The organism is Sphaerochaeta sp. PS (assembly GCF_032144095.1).
GTDB lineage: Bacteria > Spirochaetota > Spirochaetia > Sphaerochaetales > Sphaerochaetaceae > Sphaerochaeta.
Map to the genome: position 1 here is coordinate 1 of NZ_JAVSNJ010000024.1, position 13,597 is coordinate 13,597.

General features: G+C 37.0%; 13 protein-coding genes. 12 read left to right on the top strand and 1 reads right to left on the bottom strand.

Features of this window, described 5'->3' with window-relative positions; translation table 11 throughout:
• Nucleotides 1-58 precede the first annotated feature (58 nt).
• The 12 genes from ROJ03_RS13080 to ROJ03_RS12960 are packed head-to-tail and all read left to right on the top strand — an operon-like array spanning nt 59 to nt 12,765.
• Nucleotides 59-1,306, top strand: a complete 1,248-nt coding sequence (locus tag ROJ03_RS13080) for an O-antigen polymerase (protein ID WP_409530501.1) — start codon at nt 59-61, stop codon at nt 1,304-1,306.
• Between the two features lie 59 nt (nt 1,307-1,365).
• Nucleotides 1,366-2,760, top strand: a complete 1,395-nt coding sequence (locus tag ROJ03_RS12910) for a polysaccharide biosynthesis C-terminal domain-containing protein (protein ID WP_313727479.1) — start codon at nt 1,366-1,368, stop codon at nt 2,758-2,760.
• 46 nt (nt 2,761-2,806) lie between these two features.
• Nucleotides 2,807-4,054 carry a hypothetical protein gene (locus ROJ03_RS12915; protein WP_313727480.1) on the top strand — a complete coding sequence of 416 codons (1,248 nt, stop codon included), beginning with the start codon at nt 2,807-2,809 and terminating at the stop codon, nt 4,052-4,054.
• A 16-nt stretch (nt 4,055-4,070) separates the two neighbouring features.
• A complete protein-coding gene (locus ROJ03_RS12920) occupies nt 4,071-5,048 on the top strand; it encodes an NAD-dependent 4,6-dehydratase LegB (protein WP_313727481.1) in 978 nt (325 codons plus the stop codon).
• Nucleotides 5,049-5,058: 10 nt separating this feature from the next.
• Entirely contained in the window at nt 5,059-6,234 is a 1,176-nt protein-coding gene (locus ROJ03_RS12925; protein ID WP_313727482.1) for a LegC family aminotransferase, read from the top strand.
• A complete protein-coding gene (locus ROJ03_RS12930) occupies nt 6,231-7,280 on the top strand; it encodes a sugar phosphate nucleotidyltransferase (protein WP_313727483.1) in 1,050 nt (349 codons plus the stop codon). Before ROJ03_RS12925 ends, ROJ03_RS12930 begins: the two co-directional genes overlap by 4 nt.
• On the top strand, nt 7,273-7,917 hold the full coding sequence (locus ROJ03_RS12935) for an acetyltransferase (RefSeq protein ID WP_313727484.1): 645 nt from the start codon (nt 7,273-7,275) through the stop codon (nt 7,915-7,917). Before ROJ03_RS12930 ends, ROJ03_RS12935 begins: the two co-directional genes overlap by 8 nt.
• Nucleotides 7,914-8,909: an N-acetylneuraminate synthase gene (neuB, locus tag ROJ03_RS12940; protein ID WP_313727485.1), complete on the top strand. Its 996-nt coding sequence runs from the start codon at nt 7,914-7,916 to the stop codon at nt 8,907-8,909. The genes ROJ03_RS12935 and neuB overlap by 4 nt, the downstream gene beginning before the upstream one ends.
• On the top strand, nt 8,906-10,081 hold the full coding sequence (gene neuC, locus ROJ03_RS12945; protein WP_313727486.1) for a UDP-N-acetylglucosamine 2-epimerase: 1,176 nt from the start codon (nt 8,906-8,908) through the stop codon (nt 10,079-10,081). Before neuB ends, neuC begins: the two co-directional genes overlap by 4 nt.
• Nucleotides 10,078-11,067, top strand: coding sequence for a Gfo/Idh/MocA family oxidoreductase (locus ROJ03_RS12950; RefSeq protein ID WP_313727487.1), 990 nt, complete (start codon nt 10,078-10,080; stop codon nt 11,065-11,067). Before neuC ends, ROJ03_RS12950 begins: the two co-directional genes overlap by 4 nt.
• Complete coding sequence (locus ROJ03_RS12955) at nt 11,057-12,004, top strand: Gfo/Idh/MocA family oxidoreductase (RefSeq protein WP_313727488.1); 948 nt, start codon at nt 11,057-11,059, stop codon at nt 12,002-12,004. Before ROJ03_RS12950 ends, ROJ03_RS12955 begins: the two co-directional genes overlap by 11 nt.
• A gap of 2 nt (nt 12,005-12,006) precedes the next feature.
• Nucleotides 12,007-12,765, top strand: coding sequence for an acylneuraminate cytidylyltransferase family protein (locus tag ROJ03_RS12960; RefSeq protein ID WP_313727489.1), 759 nt, complete (start codon nt 12,007-12,009; stop codon nt 12,763-12,765).
• A gap of 72 nt (nt 12,766-12,837) precedes the next feature.
• On the opposite strand, the gene ROJ03_RS12965 is transcribed toward ROJ03_RS12960, so the two are convergent.
• A complete protein-coding gene (locus ROJ03_RS12965; protein ID WP_313727490.1) occupies nt 12,838-12,993 on the bottom strand; it encodes a hypothetical protein in 156 nt (51 codons plus the stop codon).
• Nucleotides 12,994-13,597: the final 604 nt, after the last annotated feature.

Below are 13,597 nucleotides of genomic sequence, written 5' to 3' on the forward strand. Positions count from 1 at the left end.
ATAGTTTATTATTTAAAGGATTGACAAGTGATATTTATAATTATTAATAACCATTTATATGATTGAAAATATAATAGAATTTGCCATATTTTCACTATATGCTTTTTGTTTGTATGTGATTTTGTATTCTAAAACAAAAGATTTTTTAAATCCTTTCGGCATCCCAGTTTTTTCTTTTATATTTATTTTTGCAATAAGCCGATTAAGACTAAATCCTTTGCAATCAACATTGAGCTTCAAGACTTACCTAATAGTCATTCTTGTTTCAATGCTTATTTTCTTTATTGGGATAGTGTCAATCAATAGTATAAAAACCAAGCAATACCCGAAAAAACCTGAAAATCCAGAAGTGACATTTAGGTATAAATATGCATTTCGAATGGTTTTTTTTCTTACAACCATTTGTTTTTTTCTAACACTTTTTGAAGTAAGATTTTACGATTTTTTATTTTTGTATAGTGATGTTGATGATAAAAAAACTATAATAGATTTCGAATCCTCAATACGGATTATTAGGTATTTTACTAATCTATTACCATATTGTGCTATATATGCTTTTTTTGAAATCCTATTTGATAAAAATAAAACCAAACTAACAACCCTATTCAATATTTTCGTTATCAGTTTTGCTTTATTTTTTTCAATGTTCATTCTAATGTCTAGAGGGACTTTGTTAATTATTTTATTGGGATTTCTGTATTTATATAATCAAAAAAAACGAATAGATTTAAATAAGTTATTCATAATTAGTGTTCTTTTAATCTCTATTTTAACGATTATGATTTCTATTAGACTAACTCCAAATTCTGCTGTGTTCAAAGGAGAATTATCTCTACCATTTTTCAATTCAATTTATAACTATTTAGTTTTTAGTTTTGACAACTTTAATCAATTAGTAATTCAAGGGAGCCCTTATACAATCTTTAAATCGGTTCATATTTCTTTAACTAAGCTACTGAATATTTATAATATTGATGAAATTTTTCAATATACTACTTCTTTTTTTAATACTACAACCTTTATATATTATTTTTTTCATGATCTTGGGATAATTGGTGTCATAACTTATACCATAGTAATTTTTTCTTTAATTGGTTTTTTGTATGTTCAAATTAATTCAGGGAAATCTTACTTAGTTTTAGTTTTAGCCGTATATCAAAAAGCTCTTTTTATGCTTTTTTTCGGAAACTACTTTTTTGGAAACTTTAGTATTTCGAATGCTTATTATATAACAATAATACTTGTATTATTTTCTTATACCTTCCCCTGGAAAAAATATATAAAAACCAAGAGATTTCGTACATGAAAATTTTTAAACAATTTTTACTTTTTCTCAATTCCAGCTTATTATAATTGAGTCTTAAAATGAATAACAAATATAAAGAATTATTATCTGACACTAGAATTTTTGCTCTCAGTAATTTTGCTTCTAAAATTCTTTTATTCCTTCTTGTGCCTTTCTACACTTATAAATTATCAAGTAGTGAGTTTGGAATAGTCGAACTAGTTATAGCATTATCAAATATTATTATTCCTTTAGCATCATTTGGAATTTATGAGGCCGTATTTAGATATTCTTTCGATAGTAACTTTTCTTCTGATGATATTTTATGTAGTTTTTATCAAGTGTTCTTTCTGAGTTGCCTCATAATCGGAATTGGCAGTAGCTTCTTTATTGCTCAATATGGAAGATTATTACCATTATTATTTTTTTTTCTTAGTGTAAGTACTTTGTTACACACAGCATATTCTCTTTTTATTAAAGCTAGAGGTAGTACCAAATTATTTGCAATTGATTCAGTTTTATATTCAGTTGCTTTAGTAGTAATGAATATTTTATTATTAGCAATATTCAATTTAGGTATAATAGGTTATCTCTCATCTATTTTAATCGCAAATTTAATTTCTATATCTTTTTTGATGTGCTTTGGTAAAGCACCAAAATTCCGAATTTCATTGAGGATAAACTCAAAATTACCTAAAATGTTGAGTTATTCAATTCCTTTAATATTTAATTCTATTGCTTGGATGATAATTAGCTACTCAGATAGATTTATGGTGAATTTCTTTTTGTCAGCTAGTGCTGTTGGTTTGTATTCTGTTGCTAGTAAAATTCCCTCCCTATTGACTACTATTTTTAATATTTTTAACCAAGCATGGTCAATTTCAGCTATTAAACAATTTGAAACTAATACAATGTCAAAAAGCTTTTATGCTAGTGTTTTTTCGTCTTATAATCTTTTAATTATTTTTTCTGCTAATTCTCTACTTTGGATAATAAAATCATTCATGAAAATTTATGTCTCTCCTGAGTATTATATTGCACATGTTTATGTACCCATATTGTTGTTGGGAGGTTGTTTTTTGGGTGTAGTTAATTTTTTTGGTTCTATATTGGCTTCTGGGAAAGATAGTAAAAATGTGATGCTTAGTTCATTATTTGGATCCTTAATGAATATCAGTCTGAACTTCATTCTTATTCCAAAGTTTGGGATTATGGGCGCAGTATTTGCTACAGCTATTTCATATTTTGCAATTGCTATTTATAGATTTTTTGTTTCTCGTTCAATAATAAGATTTGACATCAAAATCTATGAGATGTTTTTTTCATATTTATTGGTTAGTTTCCAAGCGATACTTCTATCACTCCAAAAAGACTCTATCATAACTTTCCTTCTAATCACGATAATCTTAGTTTTGATCAATTTTAAAGAAATTAGAAAAATAGGTTTATTGATATTAACAAAAAAATCCTTATAAGTTTTCTTAAAAAAAATTGTTCCGAACTTCTACACAAGGGGATTTAATGAAAAGCGTAATTTTATTTTATCAGCATGCTGTTCGAGAATTTTCTTCAATTATGAAATTAAAAGAGATTCTGGGTTTTAAAGGTATGCATGTTATGGTTTATTCAATTGATTTTGAATATGTAAATGCATTGAGATTTGCAAAAAAACATCTAGTAGACGTTATCGTAACTCCTTGGATGTATCATCAGGCTAATTATGAGAAGTTTGTTCCTTTTATTAAGTATTCAAGAGAGTTGATCATTATAAATTTGCACCATGAACAGATTTCTAGTAAATTTACAGAAGAATTACTTATTCCTCAATCAGAGGAGGCCAAGAATAACGTCTATCATTTAGTTTGGGGTGATTTTTTTAAATTATCGTTACTTAATGCTGGAGTTAAATCTTCTTTAATTAAAGTAACAGGGAATATGAGAAATGATGAAGTTTTTAACGTTCAATCTTCAAGGAGCGATTTTGCAGAAAAATTTAACTTAAATATGAGTAAAATATGGGTTTTATTTGCTGATAATAGAAATTGGGTTAACTATTGGTCAGAAGCAGAAAAAGCTGAACGAATGGTAATGGGTATTTCAGAAACACTTTTAGAAGAACATTACTTACTAACTAAGAATTCTTTAGAAATTACAATATCAGAATTAAATAATCTTGATAAGGGTTTTTTTAAGAGATTTGAATTTATATATAGACCACATCCCGGTATTCAGATTAAAGAGGGGCTATTCCCTAAAGAAGTTAGAATTCTTTCAGAAAGAACGATTTATGAATGGTTGAATGTTGTAGATGTCAATGTAGTTTGGAGTAGTACCACCATATTTGAAAGTGAGGTTATGGGGATCCCCTCAATTGTTTATGAACCCATTGAACATCCTGATATATTCAAAACTAGTGGAACTGATTCGTATTACAAAATTAATAAGATTTCTGATATAAATGAAAATGTGATTTTATTAGCAAAACAGATGCAAGAAAAGAATAAAAACTATCAAATGTTCTATGGTAAAATTGATGGTAAAGCCACTCAAAGAGTAGCTGATGCAGTTATTGATATCTTAAACAATAAAGATGAAAAGATGTATATAGCTAAAATAATCCCATACTCCAAAAAAGCTGTTATTAGGGCTATCCTATTTAATTATGTTACTCGTTTGTTAATTTTTTTACATTTGTTTGACATTGTTAAATATCCTCGTTCTGCTTGGAAGCAAAAAAATGATATTCCTTACTATAAAGAAAACATATAAATACTGAGGCACTATAATGCAAATATTAGTTACAGGGGCCGATGGTTTCATCGGTAGCCACCTAACAGAGAAACTCGTGAGATCAGGAAACAAAGTCAAAGCATTCGTATTGTATAACTCCTTCAATACGTGGGGGTGGCTTGATATCTTGCCCAAGGAAATCCTCAATGAGATAGAGATTTTTCAGGGGGATATCCGAGATCCAAACGGGGTCAAGGAAGCCATGAAAGGTTGTGATGAAGTATTCCATCTAGCTGCCCTTATCGCTATTCCTTTTAGCTATCACTCGCCCGACACCTATGTTGATACGAACATCAAGGGCACCCTTAACGTGCTTCAGACTGCCCGCGAATTGGAAACAAGTAGGGTGTTGATTACATCGACCTCCGAGGTATATGGGACTGCAAAGTATGTGCCTATCGATGAAAATCATCCCTTTCAAGGACAATCCCCATACTCAGCAACTAAGATAGGGGCCGACCGTCTTGCTGAGTCCTTCTATCGGAGTTTTGGGACACCAGTATCTATTGTCCGGCCTTTCAATACCTACGGACCAAGGCAGTCTGCAAGAGCAGTCATCCCTACTATCATCACTCAATTGTTAGCAGGTAAGATAGAGATCAAGCTAGGATCTCTCACACCGACTCGGGATTTCAATTATGTGAAGGATACTGTCCAAGGGTTCATCGAAATTGCCAAATCCGACAAGACCATAGGTGAAGAGATCAATATTGCTTCACAGAAAGAGATATCCATCGGACAACTGGCTACAGAGCTGATCAGACAGATAAACCCTCAGGCGGCGATTGTTTGTGATGAAGAGCGCTTGCGCCCTGAAAAGAGTGAAGTCAATAGACTGCTTGGATCCAACGAGAAAATCAAAAAGCTTACCAACTGGAGTCCAACCTATAGTTTGGAACAGGGGCTTGCTGAAACCATTGAGTTTTTCAAAGAAAACTTGGAAAAGTACAAAATAGACATTTATAATATTTAGGAGTTCCCATATGGAGCAAAAGTTCATTCCATTGTCAGTTCCAAACCTTAAGGGGAATGAACTGAAGTATGTGACCCAGGCTGTAGAAACCGAATGGGTTTCTACAGGAGGGCCTTATGTCACTGATTTTGAGAGCGTTGTTGCCCAATATGTGAAAGCTCCTGGAGCTGTATCCTGTCAGAATGGCACCTCTGGGATTCACATTGCATTGATTCTCTCAGGGGTGACCCAGAATGATATAGTCATCGTTCCTTCCCTTACCTTCATAGCGGCGGTGAATCCTGTACGGTATGTTGGGGCAGAGCCTATCTTCATGGATTGTGACGACACCCTCGGCCTCGATCCAGAGAAGCTTAGGGAGTTCTGTAAGAGTGAGTGCAGTTTAGAAGATGGAAAGCTTATTGATAATGCAACAGGAAAGCATATAAAAGCAGTTGTGGTGGTCCATGTATTTGGAAACATTGCGAACATGACAGAACTCCTCGAAATTGCAACTACCTATAATTTGACAGTCATTGAAGATGCCACTGAAGCCATTGGCTCTTACTTCCTTGATGGCCCTTACAAAGGCATGCATGCCGGGGCCTTAGGTCATTTTGGGATCTACTCCTTCAATGGGAACAAGATCATCACAACCGGAGGGGGAGGTATGATAGTCTCTCCTGATATTGGACAACTGCAACATGCCAAGCATCTGACAACCCAGGCAAAGAGTGATGAAGTAAATTTTTATCATGATGAGATAGGGTTCAATTACCGTATGACAAACCTTCAGGCAGCTTTGGGACTTGCTCAGATGGAGCAGCTGGAAACATTCATCCACACCAAAATTACCAATTACCAGTACTACACAGAACAAATTGCTACAATTGAACATATCTCAATGCTCCCCTTTAGGGAGGATATCCGTTCCAATCGTTGGTTCTATTCCCTGTACCTTGAAGAAGGCTTCCCTTTGTCTAGGGATGAGGTCATTGCTGCGTTTTCAAAGCAGAAGATTCAGACAAGACCTATTTGGGGCTTGATCAATGAACAGATACCCTACAAGGGTTTTCGTTCATTCAAAATCGAAAAGGCCTTGGAATACCAGAAGCGAATTGTAAATGTCCCTTGCAGTACTAACCTTGATACATCTGATATTGATCGTGTTGTTGCATGTCTTAAGGATATGGTGAGGAAATCATGAGTACATTAGAACAACTGTTCATTGATGAGAATGCGACCATACGAAAAACCTTGGAACAATTGGACCAGACAGCCAAAAGGATCCTGCTTATTGCCCCTGAGGGAAAACTGAAGGCTGTCGTGACCGATGGGGATATTCGTCGTCATCTGATTCGCAATGGCAGGCTTGATGCTGCAGTAAGCGAAGTTGCTACGTACAACCCAAAAAGCGTCACCATGGAGACAAGGGCCAGTGCAAAAGAAATTATGCGCCAGTACTCCATTACAGCCCTCCCCATGTTAAATGAACAAGGCATTGTCGAATCATTATTATTTGCAAATGACCTAGAGCTCATCAAGAAAACGGACTTGGCAATTCCTGTAGTGATTAATGCTGGTGGTGTAGGCTCAAGACTGTACCCATATACCAAGATCTTACCCAAGCCTCTCATCCCTATTGGCGACCAGCCAATCCTTGAATTGATCATGAGCCGTTTCCAAAAGTTTGGGTGTAATGATTTCCATGTTATCGTGAACCACAAGAAAAACCTAATCAAAGCCTTCTTTGCAGATTCGCCTAAGGAATATGATCTCCACTTTGTGGATGAGGATATTCCCCTGGGAACTGGTGGAGGTCTCTCTCTTCTTAAGGGTGTATTGAATGATACGTTCTTTTTCTCCAATTGCGATATTCTCATTGATGCCGACTATGCAAGCATGTATCGTCAGCATAAGCGGGACAAGAACATTATCACCATGGTCTGTGCTCTCAAGAATGTGGTGATACCTTATGGTGTCATAAACATGTCAGAGAATGGTACCATTGATTCCTTCATTGAAAAGCCGGAGTATTCGTTTCTTACAAACACTGGGTTGTACATTGTAGAACCTGAAGTTGTTGAAGATCTTCAGCTGAATGAATCGATCAGTTTCCCTGAAATTATGGATAGGTATCGTAAATTGGGAAAGAATGTTGGCGTGTATCCAGTGAGCGAAAAGGCTTGGATGGACATGGGGCAGTTGGAAGAGCTTGAGTCAATGAGAAAAAGGTTGGAGATCAATGAGTAAGAAGCTGTTGCTACTTGGAGCTGGAGGGCATTGCAAGTCCATCATTGATACGCTTCTCTCATCAGCAGAATACTTAGAAATTGGTATTATTGAAAAGAAAGGAAGTATTACAGAATCCGTATTGGGAATACCCGTAATTGGGTTTGATGATGATCTGCAAGACCTTTATAAGAGAGGTTTCACCCATGTTTTTGTCTCATTAGGCAGTATAGGGGATACCGGTGCCAGAAGGCGGTTGTCTGATTTGATTTCTAGCATCGGATATTCAATTCCGAATATCATCGATGCAAGTGCTCTTGTAAGTCCTTACTGTACGTTAGGGAAAGGTATCTTCATAGGGAAAAATGCTGTAGTTAATGCAGGGGTGATTATTGGGGATTATTCTATTATAAACACCTCTGCAACCATTGAGCATGATTGCATAATTGGCCAATTTGTTCATGTCTCAACAGGATCAGTTCTTTGTGGATCCGTTAAGATTGGCAACAACACCCATATAGGGGCCAACAGTGTTATCAGGCAGCAACTGGAAATTGGATCAAATGTGATGCTTGGCATAGGAAGTGTATTAATGCAGAATATCCCTGACCAGTCTATAGCTTATGGCAATCCTTGCAAGGTGGTTTCAACAAGATGAGCACTTTCATAATTGCCGAGGCAGGTGTCAATCATAATGGTAGTTTGGATGTCGCAATTAAAATGATTGATGCAGCCAAGGAAGCGGGTGTTGACTGCATCAAGTTCCAGACCTTCAGAGCATCGGATTTGGTTTCTCGCAAAGCTGATAAGGCCGACTATCAGAAAAAGCAAACAAAGAATGATGAAAGCCAGTTACACATGCTTCAGAAGCTGGAGCTTTCACCTGCTGATTTCTCCATCCTTGCTCAGTACTGTAAGGAACGGGATATACTCTTTTTGTCCACACCCTTTGACTTTAATAGCATAGATTTTTTACAGACGCTTAACATGCAGTATTGGAAGATACCCTCTGGAGAGATTACTAATCTTCCCTATCTCATCAAAATTGCACAAACCCATGTACCCATCATTCTGTCCACTGGTATGAGCACCATTGAAGAAATTGGTGATGCCTTAAAGGTCTTGAGAGAGTATGGCTGTGGTGAGGTTACCCTTCTCCATTGCACAACCGAGTATCCTGCACCCTATGCAGAAGTAAACTTGCGTGCAATGGAGACGCTGAGAAGAGAATTTCATGTAAGCGTAGGATATTCTGACCACACAAGTGGTATTGAGGTTCCTATAGCAGCCGTGGCTATGGGCGCAACAGTGATAGAAAAGCATTTCACCCTTGATCGGCAGATGGAAGGTCCCGACCATAAGGCAAGTCTGGAGCCTGATGAACTCAAGGCAATGGTTTCTGCTATCCGCAATATTGAGACTGCATTAGGTTCTGGAGAAAAGAAACCAAGTCTTTCTGAAATCAAGAATATCCCCATTGCCAGGAAGAGCATCATTGCAAGCAGACATATTGAGAAAGGGGAACTATTCTCTACTGATAATATAACAACGAAACGACCTGGAAATGGAATTAGTCCTATGCAATGGTTTGAAGTATTGGGCAAGGTTTCCAAGAGAAGCTTTCAAGAGGATGAGTTGATAGAATTATGAAAAAAATCATTAGTATTCTTACTGCCACAAGAGCCGAGTATGGGTTATTACATCCCCTTATCCTGAAGTTGCAGAAACTTGGGGCGTTTGATGTCAGGGTCGTGGTAACTGGTGCCCATCTTTCTCCAGAGTTTGGGCTGACATATAAGGAAATTGAGGAAGACAATATAGAGATTGACAAGAAAATAGAGATATTGCTCAGTTCCGATACACCGTCATCCATCTCCAAGTCTATGGGATTGGCCATGATAGGGTTTTCTGATTACTTCTCTGAACTTAAGCCTGACCTATTGATTGTCCTTGGAGATAGGTATGAGACCTTGGCAGTCTGTTGTGTTGCAATGAACCAAAGGATTCCAATAGCCCATCTCTACGGGGGAGAAACCACCGAAGGAGCTATCGATGAGTCCATACGGCATGCCATCACCAAGCTGAGCTATCTTCATTTTACCAGTACTGAAGAGTATAGGAAGCGAGTGATCCAACTTGGTGAGGATCCTTCACGGGTGTTTAATGTGGGAGCCCTAGGAATTGAAAATATTAAAAACGAAAAGTTGCTTGATAGGGCTCATCTTGAAGAATCTCTAGGCTTATCATTGGATGGACCTTTTGCAATGGTCACCTTCCACCCTGTAACTTTAGAAAAGGGTAGTTCTGCAATCCAGTTTAAGACCATGCTTGATGCTTTCCATGCACACCCTGATTTGAAATTTGTTTTTTCCAAAGCAAATGCTGATGCTGATGGTCGGATTATCAATCAGATGATCGACACGTTTGTGGCTACTCATAAGAATGCTGTTGTCTTTGCTTCATTAGGGACGAAGCTATATATCTCGACAGTAAAACACAGTGCCTTTGTCATAGGGAATTCCTCAAGCGGCATAGTTGAGGTACCCAGCCTGCATATCCCCACCATTAATGTTGGAGACCGTCAGAAAGGGAGGCTCCAGGCAGGTAGCACCATCAACTGTGAGCCAACTTCTGTAGATATAGAACGGGCTATCACGTATGCCTTGTCTGAGGAGTGCAAAGAGAAAGCGAAAACTGTAGAAAACCCTTATGGGGATGGGAATAGTTCGGAGTTGATAGCATCTTGTATTAAGCGGGTTTTGTCTGAAGAGACTATCGATTTGAAAAAACAGTTTTTTGATCTTAAGGTAATAGAAGCATGAATGTGGTAGTAATCGGCTTAGGTTCAATGGGACGAAGGAGAATTCGTTTACTTAAAAAATATGACTCCTCTTTCCACGTGATTGGCATTGATTTGAATGTTGAGAGAAGATCGAGATGTGAACAAGAATACTCAATCATTACATATCAAAGCCTTAGCGAAGTTCCTGAAGACTTGGGATTGAATTGTGCCTTTGTTTGTACAGCTCCACTATCACATAATGAAATAATTTCGAATTGCTTGAAATATGGATTGCATGTATTCACGGAATTAAATCTGGTAGATGATGGATACGAAGCAAATTGTGAACTGGCTCGAAAGAAAAATCTCGTCTTGTTCTTGTCATCAACTTTTCTGTATAGGGAAGAGATAAAACATATCAGAGCTGCTGTGACTACATCTGCCTCACCTGTTAATTATACCTATCATGTTGGTCAGTATCTTCCAGATTGGCATCCCTGGGAGCATTATACAAACTTCTTTGTTGGTGATAAGCGAACCAATGGATGCCGCGAGATTTTTGCCATTGAGCTTCCCTGGTTGCTTGAGGTGTTTGGTGATGTCATTGACGTTCAAGTCAAGAAAAATAGGCTCAGTGGTTTGGATATTGGTTATGATGATAATTACCTCTTGATGATAGAGCATGCTTCTGGTAGCAAGGGATTGCTGGCTGTTGATGTTATTTCTAGAAAAGCTGTCAGAAATCTTGAAATTTTCAACGAGCAACTATATGTAACCTGGAATGGTTCACCCACAGGTTTCTTTGAATATGATTTCACACATAAGCGAGACGTCAATATTCAGCTATATGATAATGTTGATAGTTTGGACGGTTATTCTAGCTTTGTGATAGAGAATGCATATTATCAAGAAATCGAATCCTTTTTTGCAGTGATGCAAGGGAAAGAACAGCCAATGTATAGTTTTGAAAAAGATAAGAAAACCCTAAGCTTGATTGACCTAATTGAGGGATTTGATGAGCGTTGATTATAAAATTGGAATAATTGGATTTGGTTCAATAGCAACACGACACTTACATAACATCGATAAGGTATTGGCAGCGAAAGGCTGTACACATAGCATTGATGTAATAAGAAGTGGTAAGGGAGGTGTAATTGACAATGATGCCCAACTTCTCATTGAAAATACGTATTATTCATATGTACAAGTTCCTGATGATTACGATATATTATTCATTACAAATCCTACAGCTTTGCACTATTCGACAATAAGAAAATATGCATCCAAGACTAAGCATATGTTTATTGAAAAGCCGGTTTTTGATTCTTCAAGCCTATCCTTAGAAGAGCTGAATCTGGATCCAAACATGACTTATTATGTTGCTTGCCCTCTGCGATATAGCCATGTGGTCCAGTACATAAAGAACCAATGCGACCTTACTAAGATATATTCAGTACGGGCAATATGTTCCAGTTATCTTCCAGAATGGAGACCTCATCAGGACTATAGGAAATCCTACAGTGCCCATACGGAATTAGGTGGAGGTGTTTCTATAGATTTGATACATGAATGGGACTATCTTACTTATCTTTTCGGATACCCTGAACAGTTGGTAAATTTTAGGGGCACATTCTCAGATCTTGAGATCAACAGTGATGATCTTTCAATTTATATTGCAAAATATCCAAATCTTGCAGTCGAGGTTCACCTGGATTATTTTGGTCGTGTATCCATTCGGGAGATTCAGCTCTTTTCCGCTGATGATACGATTGTGGGAGATTTTATCAAAAATGAGATTCGATTTTTGAAGACTGGCAAGATAATCCCCTTCGAGGAATCAAGAAATGACTATCACAGAAAAGAGATTGAGCATTTCTTTTCAATTATTGAAGGTTTTTCTCAAAATGATAATTCAATAGCTACTGCACTAAAGACATTGGATATTGCTGGTAAAGGGAAATAAAGATGAATATTTTATGCACGATTTGTGGTAGAGCAGGGTCACAAGGGATAAAAAACAAGAATATACGGGATTTTCTTGGGTATCCATTGCCTTTCTACACCCTTGCTGCTTTGGATCTATTTATGGATAAAAATCCAGATATCAATTGTGATATTGTAGTAAATACCGACAGTGTTGAATTAATAGGTTTGCTTTCAAGGAAAGGTCTTCCTTCAGTCTCCAGTATTCATAGGAGAAAAGAATTAGGATTGGACAGTACCCCAAAAGTTTTGGTAATCCAGAACTGTTTGGTTGAAATGGAAGTAAAAACAAACAAACGTTATGATATGATTCTCGATTTAGATATTACGTCACCCCTAAGGACTGTTGCAGATATAGAGGCTCTCATCAAGAAGAAAAACCAATCAATTGCAGATGTTGTTTTTTCGGTAACTGATGCCAGAAGGAATCCATATTTTAACATGGTGAAAAAGACAAAGACTGGGTATGAACGGGTGCTTTCTTCAAATTTTAACACAAGGCAAGAAGCTCCTGAGATATTTGACATGAATGCTTCGTTATATGCATATTCTCCAGAGTTTCTGAAAAGTGGAAAAAATATTTTTGAAGGCAGTTGCGATATAATTAAAATGTATGATACCGCTGTGTTAGATTTGGATCATGAAAATGATTTTGAGATGATGCAAGCTATTGCGCAATATCTTTTTCAGATGAAACCAGATTTCAACGAATTATTCTTAAGAGTAGCAGGATATATTTGAACAGTATGTTGCTTCATCCTATAAAGATTAGGCTCTGTTTTACAAATCCTGTTGATAACTCACCACTGATGTCTAATCAAGGACATCATAAACAAAAGGAGGATAGTCCTTACCCCTCAAGTCCTTCCATTTTGCTACTTTAGAGACGTTTCTAAGCTTATCAGTGAGCAGTGATACTCTGGTTAAGACTGTCCTTCCGGGGGTTTCCTGCTTGAATTCTTTTTGCATAGGAAAGCCTCAGGATCTCTACATAATTGACTTGTTGCATATGCTATCTCCCTTGAATTGCATTAATCCATAAAAAATGTCACTCAAGGGTAAAACTGAAATGTATTGCTGGATAGATAGAAGGGTGTCCCACCTCAATAGAACATTATTCCATTTATCTCAGACCTGTGTCCCATTACTTACGCAGAATGTAGCCTGAAAAATTGGGAAAGTTTCATTGAAATTAATGGTTCAATCACTTTCTTTGTGGGATTCCTGGATAAGCCGATTTTGAATAGAAGATTCCAAGGAGATTTGAAACCGAAGGCGGTTGCATAGAAAAGGGCCATCCCTGTATTGTTGTGGTTACTAGACATAACAAGCAGGAGAATAGCCCTATATGTACAATATCACTTTACCTTCAGGATTGGTAGGCTTCCACAATACAAATACAGAAAGCGTGACGACAGTATCAGGGCTGGGGGCTTATCTCCTGCATGGGAATATCGATAGGGACGAAAAGGATTCCCTTTGTCCCCATTGTGGCAAGACAATGCACATCCACAACACCTATGAGGTCAATCTGAGGCATCTGTGCATTGGGGGTAATCTGAGCTGCCTCAGG